Source organism: Pilosibacter fragilis (assembly GCF_032490495.1).
In the GTDB taxonomy this organism is placed as follows: domain Bacteria; phylum Bacillota; class Clostridia; order Lachnospirales; family Lachnospiraceae; genus Pilosibacter; species Pilosibacter fragilis.
On sequence record NZ_JAVYJB010000005.1, the window covers coordinates 225,318 to 243,820 of the forward strand.

An 18,503-nucleotide genomic window follows, 5' to 3' on the forward strand; every position below is an offset into this window, starting at 1 on the left:
CGCAGATGGGGGAGGTTATTATGCAGGTAACAGATGTACGTGTGAGAAGAATTGAGAAAGAGGGAAAAATGAAGGCGATCGTGTCCATCACACTGGACAACGAGTTCGTGATCCACGATATCAAGGTCATTGAAGGGGAGAAAGGCCTGTTTATCGCGATGCCGAGCAGAAAAGCTGCTGATGGCGAATACCGCGATATCGCCCATCCGATCAATTCCGGAACACGGGACATGATCCAGAGAGTGATCCTCGACAAGTACGAGACAACCACACTGGAGGAAGCGCAGGCAGTTTAGTTTTCCGGGAAACTTGTCCGGAGTGACAGCCTGACGCAGGTCCTGCAAAAAGATATAGCCGCAGAGAGCGGCTTGTGAATGGGGAAATAGAAAGTCCGCCGAATCGTGAAAAGATTCGGCGGACTTTTTTCGCGTATTATGATCTCTTATACGATTACATAAGTCCCGGGATCAGAAGCGGAACATATACGATCATGAAGAATACGATGATCAGTCCGATCAGGTACGGGATAACAGATTTGGAGATCCGCTCGATTGGAAGTCCCGTAATACCGGAAGCAACGAACAGGTTGATGGCAACCGGCGGTGTGATCATACCGATGGCGATACCAACTACGAAGAGGATTCCAAAATGTACGGTGCTGATGCCCATGGCCTTGACAAGCGGCAGGAACACCGGGGAAAGAATGATGATCGCGGAGGAGGTCTCCATGAAGACTCCTGCGAGCAGGATGATCAGGGAGATCAGGAACATGATCACATACTTGTTTGTGGAGATTCCCAATACTCCGCTTGCGATGGCTTCCGGGATCTTGTAGTTTGCGAGAACCCAGCCGAACGGACCGCTGCATGCGATGATGATCATGATAACGGCAGATGTCTTTGCACTTCCCTTCATGATCTCAACGAGACCCTTGAAATCAAGGTCGCGGTAGATAAAGAAGGAGACGAAGATCGCGTAGATAACCGCTACGGCAGCCGCCTCAGACGGTGTGAAGTAACCGGAGAAGATTCCGCCGAGAATGATCAGCGGCATTAAGATTCCCCAGATCGCTTCCTTGAAGGTGTGGAGCACGTTTCCGACAGAGAACGCTTTTCCCTTCGGGTAGTTGAACTTGCGCGCCTGATAGAGGGAGATCGCAACGAGGATCACGCCCATTAAAATTCCCGGGACAAATCCGTTTTTGAAAAGAGTGTTTACGCTGTCCTCAGAGATAACGGCGTATAATACCATCGGAACGGACGGCGGGATAACGACACCGATGGTTCCGGCAGCTGCGATCAGAGCAGCGGCGGAATCTTCACGGTATCCGCGTTTCTTTAACTCCGGGATCAGTGTTGCACCGACAGCGGCTGTCGTAGCGGCACCGGAACCGGAGATCGCCGCGAAGAACATGCCGGCGAGGACGGATACGATGGAAAGACCACCCTTTAACATACCAAGTAAGGACTCGGCGAACTCAACGAGCACCTTGGAAACTTTTCCCTTTGCGAGAAGGTCGCCGGCAAAGATGAAGAAGGGGACTGCGATCAGGGAGAAAGAGTCGGTGCTGGCGAACATACGCTGCACGAGGATCAGGAGCTTTACATCGCCTTTTAAGAGGACGAGGAGAGCTGCCGCCGCGATCGCGAATGCGACCGGAACGCCGATCAGAAGCAGAACGATAAAGGAAATGAATAATAATGCTGCCATGTTATGCCTCCTCCTTTCCAAATAAAAGTCCAAGAACCGCGTCAACCGCGTGTACGAGCATGAATCCGCATCCTACCGGAATGCAGAGGTAAATATATTTCATGGGAAGACGCATCGCTGCAGACAGCTGGTTTCCCTGTTTTCCGAAGTATTTCATACCATAGATGATCACGACAACAAAAAGAACTGTGCAGACCACATGGACGAGAAGTTTTAAGACTTTGCTTAATGCGGCCGGAACCATATCCTGAACGAAGGTGATGGAGATATGGCCGCTGTGCTTGTATACACAGCTTGCGCCTAAAAATGATGACCAGACTAAAAGGTAACGGGTCGCTTCCTCACTCCAGGAGAGGGCGGTGAATGCCATACGGCAGACGATCTGTGCGCCGGTAATAACGACCATGGCGCCGAGCATGACAACGATGATGTAGGAACAGATGGTGTCCAGAACATCGCTGAGTTTGTGAAATCCCTTAACGAAAGCCAACGGTGTTTCCTCCTTTGAAAACCGAAACAATTACATGGAAAGTGCTAAAGCGGTTCTGATTTACAGTACGCGAGTAGGAATTTTCTGAACTGAAAATTCCATACAATACATCAGTGGTAACAGTTCCGGCTGCCCGGGTTTCCCTGGGCAGCCGAAGAACCTGCTTTAAAAATCCCATTGCCGGGGCAATGTTAACGGATTTTAGCACCGAACTTTAAAATCAAACAGCTGCGAAATTACTTTAATGCGTCCTGGATTCTTTTGATGTAATCAGCGTAATCCGGGTAAGCGTCATATACGCTCTGAACAGCTGCACGGAAGCTGTCTACATCCGGGTTCTCGACGACTTCCATACCATGATCCTTGATCTCCTGGAGCTGGTCAGCTTCCTGATCTGCAACCCACTGGCGCTCGTACTCAGCAGCTTCCTGTGCGGATTCCTCGAAGATCTTCTGAACATCTTCCGGTAAGGACTTGAAGAGGTCGTTGCTCATTGTGATGATCGCTGTGGAGTAGGAATGACGGTCAAGGGTTACATACTTCTGGGACTCCCAGAGCTTGTAGGAGTAGATAACGTTGATCGGGTTCTCCTCGCCATCGATGGTGCCCTGCTGAAGAGCTGTTAAAGCGTCGGACCATGCCATCGGAACCGCGTTTACATCAAGAGCCTTGAAGGTAGCTGTGTAAACGTCGTTCTCCATGACACGGAGCTTTAAGCCTGCAACGTCAGCCGCGTTTGTGATCGGCTTCTTGCTGTTTGTGATGTTACGGAAACCACGCTCTGCGTATGCGAGACCCTTTAAGTCAGCATCCTCAAGTGTTCCAAGGAGCTCTTTACCGATCTCACCGTCGAGGACTTTGTAAGCTTCCTCGTTGTTTGCGAACAGGAACGGCATATCGAGAACACCCATAGCGCTGGAGAAGTTTACGAACGGACCGCTTGTGATGATACCCATATCAAGAGTACCCATCTGCATGCTCTCAAGCATGGTACGCTCGTCGCCGAGAGCTCCGTTCGGATGGATCTCGATCTCGTAGGCGCCGTTTGTGCGCTCTTTTACGAGCTCGGCGAATTTCTCAGCGCATACCTGGAAACTGTCCTGCTCGTTTACGGTCGTACCAAGCTTTATTACGGTTGCGTCTGTGTTTGAAGTCGCTTCCTTGCTCTCAGCAGCGGAAGAATCAGCGGCAGCGGCTGTTGTCTCAGCGGCAGCAGCAGTTGTCTCTGTGGAATTGCTGGAAGAGCCACAGCCTGCCATGGAAAGAACCATAGCGCCTGCCATAACGGCGGATAATAATTTTGCACTTTTTTTCATAATGACCTCCTAAAGTCTTTTAAGAATAGATGGATTATAAGTATATATCTTAACTGCCCCTCGCAGATAAGAAACTAAGGAATTGATGGTGGTGTTGGCAAAGTGCGCGAAAGGAGATTGCTCCGCACTGCGTGCTCCCGCAATCTCCGCCGGCATTCGTAATCCGGGCTTTCGCTCTGCTTACTCATGCCGGCTTGGTTGTCAAATGTCTGAACATCCTTGCGTGCGAGCACGCAGTCTGTTCATCCGCCTGACAACGCTTTCGGGGTAAAAAAAAACTCCTGTCTCTTATTTTTTAAGAGACAGAAGCGAAACTTCTGCGGTACCACTCTTATTGCTGTCAAAAAAACAGCCTCTCGATCCCGTCGTTTTTCAAATATGAAAAATTAACAGGCAACACGTTAACGGGTGTAAACCGAACCAGCCTACTTGGAACACTTTCAGTGGTTAGCTCCGGGAGGATTGTCTGTAACGCGGTGTCTGCAGCTTTTCACCAGCCAGCTGCTCTCTGAAAGACCTTCGTTAAGAGCGTTCCCATCATCGCAAGGAATATTTAAAACTGCCCTTTATTATAGTCACAGATTTTCAAAAGTCAAGAGAATTTTAAAAAATAAATCGCGTATTGTGAGAAAAATATGATATGATAGATCGTATAGTAAATTTATTTCATAGGAGATATTCCAACAGGTTATTATAGAGAATGGAGGAGGAGAATGAAACCGACCGTCAGTATAATTGTTCCTGTCTACAATGCGGAAAAATTTCTGAACCGCTGTGTGGACAGTATTCTCGGACAGGAATATAAAGATTTTGAGTTGATCCTCGTAGATGATGGGAGCAGAGATATGTCAGGCTCGATCTGTGATGCGTATGCGAAGACGGATGAGCGTGTGGTGGTGATCCACAAAGAAAATTCCGGGGTTTCAGACACGAGAAATCAGGGAATTGAAAGGGCAAAGGGAATGTATCTCCAGTTTGTGGACAGTGATGACTGGCTGACGCCGGATGCGACAAAGCTTATGGTCCGGGCGGCAGAGGAACATGGCTGTGATATGGTGATCTCCGATTTTTACCGCGTCGTTGGGGATATGGTATCCAGAAAAGGGGACATCGAGTCAGACTGCGTGATCGACCGGGAGGAATTCGCGTCCTTTATGATGGAGAATCCGGCGGATTATTACTATGGAGTGCTGTGGAATAAGCTGTACCGGCGCGATCTCGTAAACCGCTTCGGGATCCGGATGGATGCGGAGATCAGCTGGTGTGAGGATTTCATGTTCAATCTGGAATATGTCCGCTATGCAGAGACATTCTATGCGCTGAGGACACCGGTGTATTATTATGTAAAGACAAAAGGTTCGCTGGTGAACCAGAAGATCAGCATCACGAAGACTGTGAAGATGAAGCTTATGATGTTTGAGTACTACAACAACTTTTATAAACATGTGCTGGACGAAGAGGATTATGAGAAAAACCGGCTTCAGGTGTACCATTTTCTGGTGGACGCAGCGAAGGACGGCTTTGTTTTTCCGGCATCGATCCCCGGAAACCGGAAGCTCGGAGAGGAGCGGAGCAGTGCGCTGCAGGAGGTGATCTCCGATGATGGGATCATTGTGGATAAATACCGGGACCGGAAACTTCTGGAGAGATATCTGGAGTCGGCGGCATTGAAGCATGATATGACAATGGAGGAACTTTCTCTGCTTTTATATCTGAAGGATGCAAGCCATGAACTGAGCAGAAAGAATCTTGCGGATCTTATGGATCTTAGCCGCGGAGACCTCGCGGTGGCGGTTCAGCGGCTGTCCGCGAAAAAGATGGTTGAGGTAACGGAGCTTCCGAGAAGGCGGGGAACAGAACGAAAGATCCGACTGGAACTTCTTCCGGCATCAGAAGTTGTGATCCCGGATCTTGAGGCGGCGGAGAACGATTACTATCAGGCGAAGTTTGGAAATTTTACAGAGGAAGAGATCAGACAGTATACGCTGCTGGCACGGAAAGTGCGGGAGAACGAGATGAGTATTTTGCAGCGGGGATAGGAGAAGGCGCATTCGCGCGAAGCTGCGGACTGCGTCAGGCAGTCGTACTGCTGTGGAAATACAACGGATAAACATCAAAAATATGGAGATAAAGATGAAAAAAGAAAAAGCTTGCAAAATCGTATTCAGTGACATCGACGGCACGCTACTGACGTCGGACGGACAGATCACGGAGGGGACGAAGGAGATGATCCTGAATCTTGAGAATAAGGGGATCCCGTTTATCCTGACTTCCGCGCGGTCACCGGAAGGCGTGCGGGTCATTAAGAGAATGCTGGGGAACCATGCACCGATCATTGCGTTCTGCGGTGGGCTGATCCTTGATGATGACGGAAATGAGATCTACAGTAAGAGGATCCCGCTTAAGCGGGCACTGGAACTGAAGGCGATGCTGGATAAGGATTTTCCGGCTGTTGCCTGTAATACCTTCGGCGGCGAAAAGTGGATCGTGGATGACCGGGACGATTGGAGAGAGCAGCGGGAAGAGAAAATCGTGGGATTTCCGGCTGAAATTGGATCTATTAAAGATACATTTGAAACAGAAGGCGGAATTCATAAATTTCTCCTCATGGGAGATCCGGACGTGATGACAAAGCTGGCGGCGGTTCTGGCAAGAGATTTCTCTGATCTTCAGTCCGCGGCCTCCAACCTGGAATATCTGGAGATCACGGCAGCGGGCGTGGAAAAGTCGGAAGGTTTGAAGACGCTCTGTGGAAAACTCGGAATCTCCCCGGAAGAGGCAGCGGCCTTCGGTGACGGCGAGAGCGATCTTTCCATGATGCGTGCGGCAGGATTTGGCGTGGCGATGGGAAATGCGCCGGAGAATGTGCGGAGGCGGGCACCGATGGTGATCGGGAAGAATGATGAGGAAGGGCTGCTGAAGAGGCTGAAGGAGATATTTAAGGACTGAGAAAAATTGAGATTTCGAGACGGATGAATTCTGCCAGGCACTAACGTGCCAATGATGCGCACTCGCGCGAAGATGTAGATTGTCGCAAGTGACCGCACGAGGCGCGAGAATGTGCCAAGGTACATCCTTTTTTAGAGTTCTTGCAGAACAGAAAAACAATACAATTGAAAAAAACACAGACAGCATATGCAATATGGAGGACGGGATAGTAAGACTATGAAAGGGAAGCTTTTAACAGGCGTGGGTTTGCTGCTGATCGCGGCGGCTCTTCTTCTTACTGTTTATAATATAAGAGAATCAGACCGGGCCGGAGCAGAGTCAGAGGAGATGGTGGTCCGGATGGAGTCACTGACAGCAGCTCTGCCGGAGCGGCTGGAGACGGAGAAAAAGGAACTGGTGCCGGAATATAAGAAGAATCCGGAGATGGAAATGCCGACAGTGGAGGTAAATGGACAGGAATGTGTGGGGATGATCGAGATTCCGGCGCTGGGGCTCAAGCTTCCGGTTATCAGCGAGTGGAGCGACGCGAAGCTCAAAAAAGCGCCGTGCCGCTACAGTGGTTCTGCGTACTTAAAGAATATGATCATCGCCGGACACAATTACCGCACCCATTTTTCTGGCATCAAGCGCCTGAATCCAGGTGATTCCGTGGTGTTTACGGATGCGGATGGAAATGTGTTTTCCTATGAAGTGACGGAAATTGAGACGGTCGGCGGCTATGACATCGAAAAGATGGAGGACGGGGACTGGGATCTGACGCTGTTTACCTGCACGAATAAGGGGAAAGCGCGGGCGGCGGTGAGATGCAGGGAGATCGAAGAATAGAGAGGAGTGAGAGAAATGTGTAAGGCGATGGAAGACCTGAGAAATGAGAGCTATGCGGGAGGGCGTGAAAGCCAGGCTAAGGATACGGCGGTTCGAATGAGCGAAAAGGGAATTTCGGTTGAAGAGATTGCCGAAATCGTTGGATTCAGTACAGACGGGGTTAAGAAATGGATTGTAACAGAAGTGTAGGAGAGTGGTGTTGATTTTTAAGAAGAGCATTTTTAGTTGAAGCGTTATTAAAGGAAATGGGGTATGTGTACGGAAACAGGGAAAGCACCTTCGGAGAAGGTAGGCTTTCCCTGTTTTTTTGCTGCAATTCATCTGAAAGAAGCTGCCGATGGCAGGTCTTGCAGATAAAATATTATTTTTTGTAGAAACAGTTCCCGCCAACGATCTTGTAGGAAGAGTAGCTGCCTGTTGAGGCGTGTTTGGCGGATTTGAAGTAGAGATAGTCGCCGATATTGTTGGAACCTAACAGAGCATCTTTGGTGGCTTTGATGCAGGACTTGGACGGACCCTTTGCCAGGTATTTGTCCAACAGGCCGGAGGACGCGCCGGGGAACTGGCCATCGGCGTAGATCACGTCGGAGATCGTTTTGCCCCATTTTCCGGATTTTACACGGTTTACAATACAGCTTGCTACAGCGAGCTTATCTTCATAGGAATCGTCACCGGCCTCCATGGCCACGCAGGCTGCCATCAGGTAGATCTCATCTTCGGTGGCGGAGATTACATAGGACGGTGCCGCAGAGGTTCCGTTTCCGGATGCGCTCAGCGCCGCGGACTCTTCCTTTGCGTCAACAGCGGCAGCAGGAACCGGGCCGATGGAGGCATATTTACTGGAAATATAGCCGTTTGTGTCGGCGGAGAGCTGGACCTTTGTCCAGCCGTCGGATTCACTTAAGACAGGGAAGGAATCCCCTTCGGCCGCCTGTTTTAAGATTGCGGAATCTGTGGACGGAATCTCGCGGACGTTCAAGGTCGTCGCGGTGATCTTCGCGGATAGAAGACCGAGTTCCTTCGCCAATGGCTCGATATCTGTCCCAAAGAGCAGATATTTGTCACACATCCATCCCTCAATTTTTCCGGAACGGACCTTCGTCCAGCCATCTTTCTTCTCTAATACGGTTCCGCCCGCTCCACGGTAGCACTTTCCGACGATCTCTCCGTCCGTGGACGGTTTCGTCCGCATATTTAACGGTTCACTTGTCACATTTGCCACGGCAAGATTGTCGTAGGCGGATGCGGCGAAAGATGGAAGAGTTAAAAGTGCAGTGGAAAGGAACAGGACAGACGCGGCAGCGGCCGCTTTTAAAAGAAACTTCTTTGAAAAGTCAGAAATCAGATTCTGTAATTTTCTCATGCCAAATCTCCTCATATCAGTTGAATGTCCCGGTTATATTGCGGGAATTATTTCAAATATTACAAAACTATTACGAAGAAATTATAGCAAAAATGGAGAAATTTGTCAAATCAGCATTCCCATTGATATTTCCTGAGGTCCACATGCATCGCGTCCTTCAGCTCTACGCCTTCCTGCCGCAGCAGAAATGCCTGTTCCGGCCAGCCGGGGACGAGGCGGCCGGAGTGGTTTACGACACGGTGGCAGGGGAAGTCTCCGTAGTTTGAGGCGTGGGAGAGGACCCGGGCCACGAGGCGGGAGTTTTTGTCCCTGCCGATGAGGCGGGCGATCTGGCCGTAGGTGGTGACGGTTCCCTCGGGAATCTCCCCGACTACGGACAGGACCTCGTATGCGAAATCTTCAGTAAAACGGGCGGATGGTGCCATGTTACCGCACCTCCTTCTGCTCCTCCCACATCTTCACCGGCATGCCGTTGACTTCCACGTTGTCCTCAACGGCAATTACAAGGCAGCGGCGTCCACCGATGAACTTGGTTTCTACGAGATCGAGACGGTCCGGGTTGACCTTGATATCCACATCCGGTGTCTTCACGGCAAATTTTCCGGTTCCGGTGATCGCCGGAACGAGGATCGCGGTATTCTCCCCGGCGGCTTCCTCGTAGACTTTATCGAAGTGCTCCAGGCGCTCCGGCTCCACGCCGCTCTTTTCCAAAAGATCTTTGACTTCCGGCTTTGTGAGCGTTAACGGAATCTCATCCTCTTTATGTTCCTCCGCAAGCTCCGTGAGATTCTCATGGATCTGGCGGACAATCTCATAGTCGCACTCTTCGCCGAGAGTATCCGTCAGGATCTCCTGGAACGCTTCTTTCTGGGACTTGAAGGAGATCGGTGTCGGAGCGCCGAGGCAGGCGTCAATGAACTCGGAGTGAAGCCCCTCCGGATTCCTGGAGAAATACAGGACACCGTGGATATCGCTGCCGCGGTCGTTGAAGGCCGGGAACAGGAATCCAGTCATCGGAGTCTGTACCCACCAGTCCCGGGGGCGCTCCTCGATGGCGTTGGTCGCCTCATTGTAGGAGAGACCCGGCTCGGAGAGCTTTACCGGGCAGATGCAGCAGAGGATGTGGTTGTAGACTTCCTCGGATGCGTCGAACATTTCCTCATTGTCGGACGCTTTTCCCGGCACATCGTAGGCGCTGTGGATCAGGATAATATAGTAGTTTTCGCCGTACTCGTAATTTTCGATTACCTTATTATAAAAGGTATCCACGGTCTCATCGTCGGCGAGCTTCTCATCGCGGAGTTTCATGAGAAGCTCGTGGGCGCTGTCCGGACCTTCGTCGTGGATAGAGTACTCCAGGTTGTGGAGATTCTTTCCGATTCCCCCGGAGAGGGCTTTTTTGAAGATCTCGTAGTATTTAAAGATCTCCTCCTCGGACAGGGCGAAGAACGCCTCCTTTAAGGTCGTCTTGATCTGCTTTTCGGCATCAACGTAGCATCCGCAGATGCGGGTGATGGCGTTGTTATCCTTCTTAAACTGTTTCTTGATTTCTGAAATTTCACGTTTATTCATAATATGTATCCTTTTCAAATAAATCTCCAGCTATAAACGACGTTCTGTTTAATTGTAAAAGTAATAAAAATGAAAGTATGGCTGGAGAGAAAATCATTGATGATCGATGGATCCTCTGATTGACAGCGTCGTGCAGCTGTTGCGCTGAGCACAGGGGAACGAAAGGCAGCTGAAAATAAATAGCTGTAGAGATATCTACTTATTTAATATCTTCTCCGCATAATACATCGCCGCCACATGCACCGCCTGCACGAGTCCGCCTTCCGTCATCAGCTTTCGCGTCTCCCCGGCGGACATCACAACGATCTCCAGATCCTCGGTGGCATCGAGATGCTGCCCGCTGACCCTCTTACAGTCTGTGATCAGATAACAGTGGGCAAAATTGCTGATACACGCCGCGTTCGGCGCGACCTTGCAGAGAAATACCGGCTCACTTCCGGCATAGCCGGTCTCCTCGAAGAGTTCCCTTGCAGCCCCGGCTGCGGGATTCGCATCTGTCGGCTCCATGCATCCGGCAGGAAGCTCCAAAAGGATCTGTCTCGTTCCATGGCGGTACTGGCGCACGAAAACGAAGTCCCCGTCAACGGTGACGGCGACCACGACAACAAAATCCGGAACATCATTTACATAAAACGGAGAGATCTTCGTGCCATCCGGCAGTGCGCAGTCATCGGCGTGGAGATCGATCCAGCGGTCCTTTACGATCGTCCTGGATCCGTTGCAGATCCACGGTTTAATAGACATAACCTTTTCCTCCTAAATCAGGACAAATATAACCTAAAATCCAGCCTGCGCAAGAGGACAGACCAATTTAACGAATTGCCGAACCGGCAAAATGCCCAGGCAGACAAAAGATGATGGAGAACAGAGTGCCATACTGCGATCAGTCTCACTATAAAGCGATTAAACTCTCATCATCCGGCACATAAATATTTCCGCTGTAATAGCGTTTTCCCTCACTCTTATAAAGCCGTTCCCGACCGGCAACATTGCTGTCCTCCGTGTGCCAGAGCACGAGGTTCGGGATCCCCAGGGACTCCGCCAGTTCACAGGCATCCTTCACGGTGCTGTGGTGCTTCTCGTACGGCTTCCAGATATCCCGCTCCGCATAGAGGCAGAATGCCTCGTGGAGTAGCCAGTCGCTGCCGCGGACATACTTCTCACAGACCGGATTGTACGGTTCATCCCCGGCGCAGGTGAGCTTTCTTCCATTATTTAATGTCAGCGTGAATCCGAACTGTTTTAACTTCGTGGAGTGGATATCGAAGAATGTCACGTCGTAGCTTAAAATATGGCGGGTCTCGCCGTCCTTCACTTCCTCTAAATGGATCCGGTTGCCGATCATGTTGTAAAATTTATCCTGGATCGTCAGGCGGCAGAGCGTCCTGATCGTCTCGATAAGTTCTGAATGGCAGTAGATATAGGCATCTCCGACATACTGGTCCTTTTTCATCTTTGTGGCGATCATGCGGACCATCCAGACGATGCCTAAAACATGGTCCGTGTGGGCGTGGGTCACAAAAATGTGGTGGATGTGCTCTAACGGAACCTGCATGTTGTCCAGGATCTTTAAGATCCCGTTTCCGCCGCCGGCGTCCACCATGAAATATTCATCCCCGTCTCTGAGGGCGAAGCATGTATTGTAAAGATTTGTGACCGTCGCGTTTCCGGTCCCAAAAACGTAGAGAAGTTCGCTGTTCATAAGAAAAATCTCCCTTCTGAAGAGTACATTGACTGCGCAGAATCTGCTTCCTGGGCAATCCAAAGTGGGTTACTGTACACGGGTAGGAATTTTCTGAACTGAAAATTCCGTACAATACAGTGGTGGTAGTGGATTTTGCCGATTCGGAATGCGAAGCATCGGCAAAATCAGTTACTGTTTGCGCAAAGCGTGAACAGTAACCAAAGTGAAGGTCCGGTCCCCGGTGTCATCCATTCTTTTGTTGAGTTTTGAATATGAATATGTTACTATAAAATAAATGGAAAAGCAATTCCCAGGCGGTTAAATTTTTAACCGGCAAAGCGGAAAGATCCCGCGAAAAACTCAGCAAAAATGTGGGGAAAACGGGACCAGGAACGGCAGGAGAAAATTTACGCGCCCGGAAAAACGCAGGGAGGAAAACAGAGACAATGAGAGATTTGGACTACCTGAAGCTGCTTGCAAAAGAGTATCCGACAGTGAAAGCGGCATCCAGTGAGATCATCAACCTGATGGCGATCCGCGGACTTCCGAAGGGAACCGAGTATTTCTTCAGCGATCTGCACGGCGAATATGAAGCGTTCATTCATCTGCTCCGCAGCGCATCCGGTATCATCCGTGAAAAAATATCGGAGACCTTCGGCTACGTGATCTCAGACGAGGAGGAGATCGCTTTAGCGAATCTGATCTACTATCCGGAACGGAACATCCGCCGGATCCAGAAAGAGGGGAAATTTACAGAAGACTGGCAGAGAATTACGATCTACCGCCTGGTACGCATCTGTAAGGAAGTATCCTCAAAATTTACAAGATCGAAAGTGCGAAAAAAAATGCCCCCGGCATTCGCATATATCATCGACGAGCTCCTTCATGTGGACTACAACGATGACAACAAGAAAGTTTATTATGATGAAATCATCCACTCCATCATCGACATCGAGATGGGTGACCAGTTCATCATGGCACTCTGCAATCTGATCCAGAACCTGACCGTGGACAGCCTGCATATCATCGGTGATATCTTCGACCGCGGACCGCGTGCGGACATTATCATGGACGAGCTCATGCACTTCCACGATGTAGATATCCAGTGGGGCAACCACGATATCTCCTGGATGGGCGCAGCCACAGGCAATCTGGCCTGCATCTGCAATGTGCTCCGGATCGCGATCCGCTACAACGGATTCGACGTTCTTGAGGACGGTTACGGAATCAATCTCCGCCCGCTGTCCATGTTTGCGGCGAAGGTCTACCGGGATGACCCGTGTGAGCGGTTCCTTCCGAAGATTCTGGATGAAAATATCTATGATGCGGTAGACCCGGGACTTGCGGCGAAGATGCACAAGGCGATCACAGTGATCCAGTTCAAGGTGGAAGGCCAGATCACGAAGCGCCACCCGGATTACCAGATCAATGACCGGATCCATCTGGAACATATCAATTTTGAGAAGGGAACCGTAAATATCCACGGAAAAGACTACAAGATGCTGGATATGAACTTCCCGACGATCGACCCGAAGGACCCGTTAAAGCTCACGAAGGAAGAGCAGGAGCTGATCAACAGCCTGGCACTTTCCTTCCGCCACAGCGAGACGCTTCACCGCCATATCCGCTTTGTGTATTCCCACGGCGCGATGTACAAGCGGTGCAACTCGAACCTTTTATATCACGGCTGCATCCCGATGAAAGAGGATGGAACCTTCGAGGAACTGAAGCTCAAGGGGATCATCTACTCCGGAAAACGTCTGCTTGACTATCTCGAGGACGTGGTGAAGATGGCATACTTCCTGCCGGATGACGATCCGACGAAGGACTGGTACCGCGATTTTATGTGGTATTTATGGTGCGGACCGAAGTCCCCGGTATACGGAAAGGACAATATGGCGACCTTCGAGAATTACTTTGTCGCTGACAAGGCAGCCGCGAAGGAAAACATGAACCCGTATTATAAACTGTGCGAAAAAGAGGAATTCTGTAATAAAATCCTCAAGGAATTCGGACTTCCGATCGAAGGCTCCCACATCATCAACGGCCATGTCCCGGTTAAATTAAAGGACGGCGAGAGTCCGATCAAGGGAAATGGAAAGCTCTTCGTTATTGACGGCGGTCTTTCCAAGTCTTACCAGCCGAAGACGGGAATCGCGGGCTACACCCTGATCTTCAATTCCCACCACCTTGCCCTGGCGGAGCACAAGCCTTTTGACCGGAACCATGAAAACACGCCGAAAGTCATGATCGTAGAGAAGATGAAAAAGCGTGTGATGGTTGCGGATACGGATACAGGAAAAGAGCTTGCGGCGAAGATCGCGGACCTCAAGGAGCTCGTGGCAGTGTACCGCGGCGGCATCATTAAAGAAAAACTGGAGTAAAATTACATGAACAAGGACGAATTTTTAAGACGCCTGGAGGAAGCACTCTCGGGTGAGGTCCCGGCGTCGGTCATCCGCGACAACCTGAATTATTACGCGGATTATCTTTCCCAGGAGTTGGGAAAAGGCCGTACCATGGATGAAATTATTGAGGAGATCGGCGAGCCGAATATCGTGGCCCGAACGATCATCGATTCCGCTGAGGCGGCGGGAGAGACTGGAGACGGTTATGGAAGTTTTGAGGACGCGTCCCCGCGGGGCGATGACAGAAGAAGCACTTACAGCCAGGAAAGTTATCAGAACGGCTCCACGCCGAATATCCATTATTTCGATCTGAATAAGTGGTACTGGAAATTAGCCCTTGTTGTGCTCTTGTTCCTTGTGATCTCTGTTGTGTTCAGCATTATGGGCAGCGTGTTTTACCTGCTGATCCGGTTCTCCGGACCTATCTTAATGTGCCTTATTATTTATTGGCTTGTTAAGAACTTCCGGGGCAGGTAATAAAACAGATGTTAATAGGAAGAAATGAACAGGCGACCGTGAATGTGAGCTGCAGATACGGACACAGAAAATGGCGGATCAGTTCATGGATTTAAAGACGAAAATGTCCGAAAAACCCTGATTTTACTGAAAAAATCAACAGATTACAGGATGTTACAATTGAAATAAGTTATGTAAACATGTGCGGCGCTCTCAGTATGGAACGCCGCATTTTTGCCACATTGTTGGCGGTTTTTGCCTAAATTATTAAGAGTTTATGAATTCCTTTGTTTTTATTGACAAAAGGAGCCTTAGGAAATATAATTTGTTTGTAACAAAACGTAATATATTTGTAACAAACATTACAAACCATTAAAGTTTAATAATAAGAGGATTTCAATGACAAATAAACTTTTCAGAACTTTAAAAATCACCTGCTTATGTATGGCCTTAACAGCAGCCCTTCCGATCGTTTCCTTCGCGGACGAGACAACGGCATCTGTAAAAGAGGACAAGATGGTCGTAAGAATCATCCACTTCGATGAAAACGGAAACCCGTTGGAAGAGGACAAGCAGACAGCGACAGAAGAAACAGAGAGTTCTGAAGAGACGACAGATAAAGAAGAAGCAAATGCTGATGAGGCAGACTCCGATGAGGAGGAAGCGGCTGAGTCAGAAGCCGACGAGGCAGAACTTGAGGCAGCTATCGAAGTTGAGAATGATCTCCGTTCCGAAATTGTTACATATGCGCTCCAGTTCGTAGGAAACCGCTACAAATACGGCGGAACAAACCCGAATACTGGTGTTGACTGTTCTGGATTTACCTCCTATGTAATGCGTCACGCAGCAGAAGTGGAACTTCCGCATTCTTCCGGCGGACAGTCTCGTATGGGCCGCCAGGTAAGCAGCTCCGAGATGCGCCCGGGCGATATTATCTGCTACGGATCCGGAAAGAGGATCAACCATGTTGCTCTCTACATCGGAAACGGACAGATCGTACATGCCTCCACAGAGAGAACCGGAATCAAGGTTTCCAGATGGAACTACCGCACACCGGTGAGAATCGTAAATGTACTTGGCGATTAACCTGAAAATTGGATAAAGGATAAAAGGGATTAAAAAAGTGCTCTTTACAGCAGATCGTTAGGATTGCTGCAGAGAGCATTTTTTTACTGCGATACATTCGAAAGAGGTCGTCAGCAGCAGATTTATACTATCTTCTCTGACGGTTCCCAGCATGAAGAATAAGCTTAAACACTCCTGCCTGTTCCAAGGTTTTCGCCACGAGGAAGAAGATCAGGGAGTCCACCGGCCACTGGATCAGGTTCTTGATGGCGCGGGCTGGCAGAATTGCTAAAAATCCCTTTCCGTTTAAGAGCGTCAACCAGTAAGTGCCGAGGACGATGTTGCAGAGAACGATCACCACGAGCTTTGCCGTGAGGATCCGCGGCAGGGAAAGGTTCTTTTTATAGAAGAACAGGCCGTAGATAAACGCCGCAAGCATCGCGTTGAACGTAAAGCCCGGCATAAATCCGCCGTCCGGCTTTAACATAAACTTGATCACATCCATAGCGCCGCCGAATAATCCGCCGACGACCGGGCCGAACAGATAATCCACCAGCATATTTGGGATGGAACCGAAGCCGATCTTTAAGTTTGGTGTGATTTTAAAGGAGTAGTATCCAAGTACAACGGACAGCGCGCCGAACATGGCGCAGGTAGTGATAGTGGTGACCTTCTTGAATTCACGGGATGATTCAAAGATCCTGGAAAAGAGGTCGTTCGAGCTTTTTTGCATAAAAAAATACCTCCTTTGCAGATTCTCGGACCACAACAGGAGATAATATACGGAGCTATCTTCTGATGCAGCGGGATGCGATATGTGCACCGCGGGAAATTCCCTTCGTCCTGCCAGCAACTCCCTGTCTGGCGGGCACTTGACGCGCACACGTCTACTCTGCATGTTTGTTTGATTTTCAGGGCGGTCAGCGCCCCTGATGCAATTACAGTATCATGAATGGTGCGGAATGTAAAGGGTGAAATAAGGAAAAAACGGAAGAAAGGCGAAAATCAGACGGAACATGTACCCGGAAAACGCAGGCGGGTCGAAACTATACGGCCGAAAAGCTTTTTTGACGAAAGAATGTGGAAAAAATTTACGTAATTTCGGTGTTTTGATATATATACTTTTTGAAAACACTGATTTATAATACAGCAAGTTCGTTTGAAACATGTAGACCATGGGAAACGTATGTCAGAGAGTCAGGAAGATTCAACCGGAACCATGATTTACAGAACATAAAAACTGAGTAAAATGACACAGGAGAGTTACATATGCAGAAAAGTGAGGTAAAGGATCTGACAGTCGGATCGCCAATGAAGCTGATCTTAAGCTTTGCAGTTCCGATGCTGCTGGGATTTCTTTTTCAGCAGTTTTATAACATGGTAGACACGATCATTGTCGGAAAATGCCTGGGGGTATCGTCCCTGGCGGCAGTTGGTTCGACGGGTTCTATCAACTTTATGATCATCGGTTTCTGTACCGGTGCCTGCAGCGGATTTGCGATCCCGGTGGCGCAGAAGTTCGGCGCGGGTGATTATACGGGAATGAGGAAGTTCGTGGCGAACGCCGGATGGCTCTCAGCGGTGTTTGCGGTGGTCATGACGACGATCGTCGGACTGCTCTGCATGAACATTTTACAGTGGATGAATACGCCGGAGGACATTATCCAGGGCGCCTATGATTACATTTTTGTGATCTTCCTTGGAATCCCGGTCACATACCTCTATAACATGCTGGCGGGCATCATCCGAAGTCTGGGCGACAGCAAGACACCGGTCTACTTCCTGCTCCTGTCCTCCCTCATGAACATCGGTCTCGACTTTTTTACGATCCTGGTCCTTGGCATGGGCGTTGGCGGACCGGCTCTGGCGACGGTCATCTCCCAGGGAATCTCCGCGGTACTGTGCCTGATCTACATGATCAGGCATTACCCGATCCTTCATATGAAAAACGGCGAGTGGAAGCCAGACGGAAGAATGCTCGGCACCCTCTGCAGTATGGGAATCCCTATGGGACTCCAGTATTCCATCACGGCCATCGGCAGCGTTGTGCTCCAGACTGCGGTAAACTCCTTAGGTTCCATGGCGGTTGCGGCGGTATCCACAGGAAGCAAGGTCAGCATGTTCTTCTGCTGTCCGTTTGATGCTCTGGGTGGAACCATGGCGACCTACGCGGGACAGAACGTGGGAGCGAAGAAGCTGGACCGCGTGAAAGAGGGACTGAAGGCGGCGAGTCTGATCGGAATCATTTACTCCGTGATCGCATTTGTGATCCTGTTCTTCGGTGGAAAGTATATCGCGCTGCTCTTCATGGACGCGGACCAGACGGAGATCATCGGGCGCGTGGCGATGTTCCTTATCGGAAACAGCATGTTCTACATACCGCTTACCTTTGTGAATGTGGTGCGTTTTACGATCCAGGGAATGGGATTCTCCACATTCGCGATCCTCGCGGGTGTCTGCGAGATGGCGGCGCGATCTCTCGTGGGCTTCTGCCTCGTTCCGGTATTCGGCTTCCTTCCGGCATGCTTTGCAAGCCCGTTAGCGTGGATCTTCGCGGATGCTTTCCTGATCCCGGCGTTCTTCCACTGTATGAAAAAATTAAAAGTTCTTTTCGGGGAAGCTGCATAATCGTTCGGGAACGGACCATACTAGAGGATGCAGCGGC

At 49.8% G+C, this 18,503-nt stretch carries 18 protein-coding genes, 1 riboswitch and 1 other annotated feature; of the genes, 9 read left to right on the forward strand and 9 right to left on the reverse strand.

Annotated features, from left to right (window positions below; all coding sequences use genetic code 11):
• The first annotated feature begins 20 nt into the window (after positions 1 to 20).
• Positions 21 to 296: a septation regulator SpoVG gene (gene spoVG / locus ABCW45_RS06780; protein WP_015553023.1), complete on the forward strand. Its 276-nt coding sequence runs from the start codon at positions 21 to 23 to the stop codon at positions 294 to 296.
• A 154-nt stretch (positions 297 to 450) separates the two neighbouring features.
• Here the strand turns inward: spoVG and ABCW45_RS06785 are convergent, their stop codons facing one another.
• From ABCW45_RS06785 to ABCW45_RS06795, 3 genes are all read right to left on the reverse strand, one after another.
• Positions 451 to 1,710 carry a TRAP transporter large permease gene (locus ABCW45_RS06785; RefSeq protein ID WP_015553024.1) on the reverse strand — a complete coding sequence of 420 codons (1,260 nt, stop codon included), beginning with the start codon at positions 1,708 to 1,710 and terminating at the stop codon, positions 451 to 453.
• 1 nt (position 1,711) lies between these two features.
• The gene (locus tag ABCW45_RS06790; protein WP_117483514.1) at positions 1,712 to 2,200 is read right to left on the reverse strand and encodes a TRAP transporter small permease; all 489 of its coding nucleotides are present in this window, start codon (positions 2,198 to 2,200) and stop codon (positions 1,712 to 1,714) included.
• 236 nt (positions 2,201 to 2,436) lie between these two features.
• Positions 2,437 to 3,516 carry a TRAP transporter substrate-binding protein gene (locus tag ABCW45_RS06795; protein ID WP_015553025.1) on the reverse strand — a complete coding sequence of 360 codons (1,080 nt, stop codon included), beginning with the start codon at positions 3,514 to 3,516 and terminating at the stop codon, positions 2,437 to 2,439.
• A 295-nt stretch (positions 3,517 to 3,811) separates the two neighbouring features.
• Positions 3,812 to 4,066: a binding site (T-box leader), on the reverse strand.
• Positions 4,067 to 4,229: 163 nt separating this feature from the next.
• Here ABCW45_RS06795 and ABCW45_RS06800 point away from each other — a divergent pair.
• The 4 genes from ABCW45_RS06800 (at position 4,230) to ABCW45_RS06815 (ending at position 7,479) form a co-directional block, all read left to right on the forward strand.
• Positions 4,230 to 5,555 carry a glycosyltransferase gene (locus ABCW45_RS06800; RefSeq protein ID WP_118297281.1) on the forward strand — a complete coding sequence of 442 codons (1,326 nt, stop codon included), beginning with the start codon at positions 4,230 to 4,232 and terminating at the stop codon, positions 5,553 to 5,555.
• 94 nt (positions 5,556 to 5,649) lie between these two features.
• On the forward strand, positions 5,650 to 6,465 hold the full coding sequence (locus ABCW45_RS06805; protein WP_243021258.1) for a Cof-type HAD-IIB family hydrolase: 816 nt from the start codon (positions 5,650 to 5,652) through the stop codon (positions 6,463 to 6,465).
• Between the two features lie 216 nt (positions 6,466 to 6,681).
• Positions 6,682 to 7,290, forward strand: coding sequence for a sortase (locus ABCW45_RS06810; protein ID WP_181968459.1), 609 nt, complete (start codon positions 6,682 to 6,684; stop codon positions 7,288 to 7,290).
• Positions 7,291 to 7,305: 15 nt separating this feature from the next.
• Entirely contained in the window at positions 7,306 to 7,479 is a 174-nt protein-coding gene (locus tag ABCW45_RS06815) for a helix-turn-helix domain-containing protein (protein ID WP_158552993.1), read from the forward strand.
• Positions 7,480 to 7,651: 172 nt separating this feature from the next.
• On the opposite strand, the gene ABCW45_RS06820 is transcribed toward ABCW45_RS06815, so the two are convergent.
• The 5 genes from ABCW45_RS06820 to ABCW45_RS06840 all read right to left on the reverse strand — a co-directional run bounded on the left by ABCW45_RS06820 (position 7,652) and on the right by ABCW45_RS06840 (position 11,927).
• A complete protein-coding gene (locus ABCW45_RS06820; RefSeq protein WP_343220526.1) occupies positions 7,652 to 8,653 on the reverse strand; it encodes an SH3 domain-containing protein in 1,002 nt (333 codons plus the stop codon).
• Between the two features lie 110 nt (positions 8,654 to 8,763).
• A complete protein-coding gene (locus ABCW45_RS06825) occupies positions 8,764 to 9,078 on the reverse strand; it encodes an MGMT family protein (protein ID WP_343220527.1) in 315 nt (104 codons plus the stop codon).
• Between the two features lies 1 nt (position 9,079).
• Positions 9,080 to 10,225 (reverse strand): DUF4317 domain-containing protein, encoded by a 1,146-nt coding sequence (locus ABCW45_RS06830; RefSeq protein WP_343220528.1) that lies wholly within the window; start codon positions 10,223 to 10,225, stop codon positions 9,080 to 9,082.
• Positions 10,226 to 10,420: 195 nt separating this feature from the next.
• The gene (locus ABCW45_RS06835) at positions 10,421 to 10,969 is read right to left on the reverse strand and encodes an NUDIX hydrolase (RefSeq protein ID WP_117469035.1); all 549 of its coding nucleotides are present in this window, start codon (positions 10,967 to 10,969) and stop codon (positions 10,421 to 10,423) included.
• 148 nt (positions 10,970 to 11,117) lie between these two features.
• Positions 11,118 to 11,927 (reverse strand): MBL fold metallo-hydrolase, encoded by an 810-nt coding sequence (locus ABCW45_RS06840; protein WP_117551837.1) that lies wholly within the window; start codon positions 11,925 to 11,927, stop codon positions 11,118 to 11,120.
• A 428-nt stretch (positions 11,928 to 12,355) separates the two neighbouring features.
• Between ABCW45_RS06840 and ABCW45_RS06845 the strand changes: the two genes are divergently transcribed.
• From ABCW45_RS06845 to ABCW45_RS06855, 3 genes are all read left to right on the forward strand, one after another.
• Entirely contained in the window at positions 12,356 to 14,293 is a 1,938-nt protein-coding gene (locus ABCW45_RS06845; protein WP_015553035.1) for a fructose-bisphosphatase class III, read from the forward strand.
• A 6-nt stretch (positions 14,294 to 14,299) separates the two neighbouring features.
• Positions 14,300 to 14,794 (forward strand): DUF1700 domain-containing protein, encoded by a 495-nt coding sequence (locus tag ABCW45_RS06850; protein WP_117551836.1) that lies wholly within the window; start codon positions 14,300 to 14,302, stop codon positions 14,792 to 14,794.
• 378 nt (positions 14,795 to 15,172) lie between these two features.
• Entirely contained in the window at positions 15,173 to 15,859 is a 687-nt protein-coding gene (locus tag ABCW45_RS06855; protein WP_117551835.1) for a C40 family peptidase, read from the forward strand.
• A gap of 127 nt (positions 15,860 to 15,986) precedes the next feature.
• Here the strand turns inward: ABCW45_RS06855 and ABCW45_RS06860 are convergent, their stop codons facing one another.
• Positions 15,987 to 16,571, reverse strand: coding sequence for a folate family ECF transporter S component (locus ABCW45_RS06860; protein ID WP_117483501.1), 585 nt, complete (start codon positions 16,569 to 16,571; stop codon positions 15,987 to 15,989).
• Between the two features lie 66 nt (positions 16,572 to 16,637).
• Positions 16,638 to 16,735, reverse strand: a riboswitch (THF riboswitch).
• A 372-nt stretch (positions 16,736 to 17,107) separates the two neighbouring features.
• Between ABCW45_RS06860 and ABCW45_RS06865 the strand changes: the two genes are divergently transcribed.
• Positions 17,108 to 18,466 carry an MATE family efflux transporter gene (locus tag ABCW45_RS06865; protein ID WP_015553039.1) on the forward strand — a complete coding sequence of 453 codons (1,359 nt, stop codon included), beginning with the start codon at positions 17,108 to 17,110 and terminating at the stop codon, positions 18,464 to 18,466.
• Positions 18,467 to 18,503 lie beyond the last annotated feature (37 nt).

Coding starts and splice junctions, on each gene's coding strand:
- ABCW45_RS06865 (WP_015553039.1), top strand. CDS start 17,108: ATGCAGAAAAGTGAGGTAAAGGATCTGACAGTCGGATCGCCAATGAAG.
- ABCW45_RS06840 (WP_117551837.1), bottom strand. CDS start 11,927: ATGAACAGCGAACTTCTCTACGTTTTTGGGACCGGAAACGCGACGGTC.
- ABCW45_RS06785 (WP_015553024.1), bottom strand. CDS start 1,710: ATGGCAGCATTATTATTCATTTCCTTTATCGTTCTGCTTCTGATCGGC.
- ABCW45_RS06820 (WP_343220526.1), bottom strand. CDS start 8,653: ATGAGAAAATTACAGAATCTGATTTCTGACTTTTCAAAGAAGTTTCTT.
- ABCW45_RS06800 (WP_118297281.1), top strand. CDS start 4,230: ATGAAACCGACCGTCAGTATAATTGTTCCTGTCTACAATGCGGAAAAA.
- ABCW45_RS06810 (WP_181968459.1), top strand. CDS start 6,682: ATGAAAGGGAAGCTTTTAACAGGCGTGGGTTTGCTGCTGATCGCGGCG.
- ABCW45_RS06860 (WP_117483501.1), bottom strand. CDS start 16,571: ATGCAAAAAAGCTCGAACGACCTCTTTTCCAGGATCTTTGAATCATCC.
- ABCW45_RS06835 (WP_117469035.1), bottom strand. CDS start 10,969: ATGTCTATTAAACCGTGGATCTGCAACGGATCCAGGACGATCGTAAAG.
- ABCW45_RS06815 (WP_158552993.1), top strand. CDS start 7,306: ATGTGTAAGGCGATGGAAGACCTGAGAAATGAGAGCTATGCGGGAGGG.
- ABCW45_RS06850 (WP_117551836.1), top strand. CDS start 14,300: ATGAACAAGGACGAATTTTTAAGACGCCTGGAGGAAGCACTCTCGGGT.
- ABCW45_RS06795 (WP_015553025.1), bottom strand. CDS start 3,516: ATGAAAAAAAGTGCAAAATTATTATCCGCCGTTATGGCAGGCGCTATG.
- ABCW45_RS06805 (WP_243021258.1), top strand. CDS start 5,650: ATGAAAAAAGAAAAAGCTTGCAAAATCGTATTCAGTGACATCGACGGC.
- ABCW45_RS06845 (WP_015553035.1), top strand. CDS start 12,356: ATGAGAGATTTGGACTACCTGAAGCTGCTTGCAAAAGAGTATCCGACA.
- spoVG (WP_015553023.1), top strand. CDS start 21: ATGCAGGTAACAGATGTACGTGTGAGAAGAATTGAGAAAGAGGGAAAA.
- ABCW45_RS06855 (WP_117551835.1), top strand. CDS start 15,173: ATGACAAATAAACTTTTCAGAACTTTAAAAATCACCTGCTTATGTATG.
- ABCW45_RS06830 (WP_343220528.1), bottom strand. CDS start 10,225: ATGAATAAACGTGAAATTTCAGAAATCAAGAAACAGTTTAAGAAGGAT.
- ABCW45_RS06825 (WP_343220527.1), bottom strand. CDS start 9,078: ATGGCACCATCCGCCCGTTTTACTGAAGATTTCGCATACGAGGTCCTG.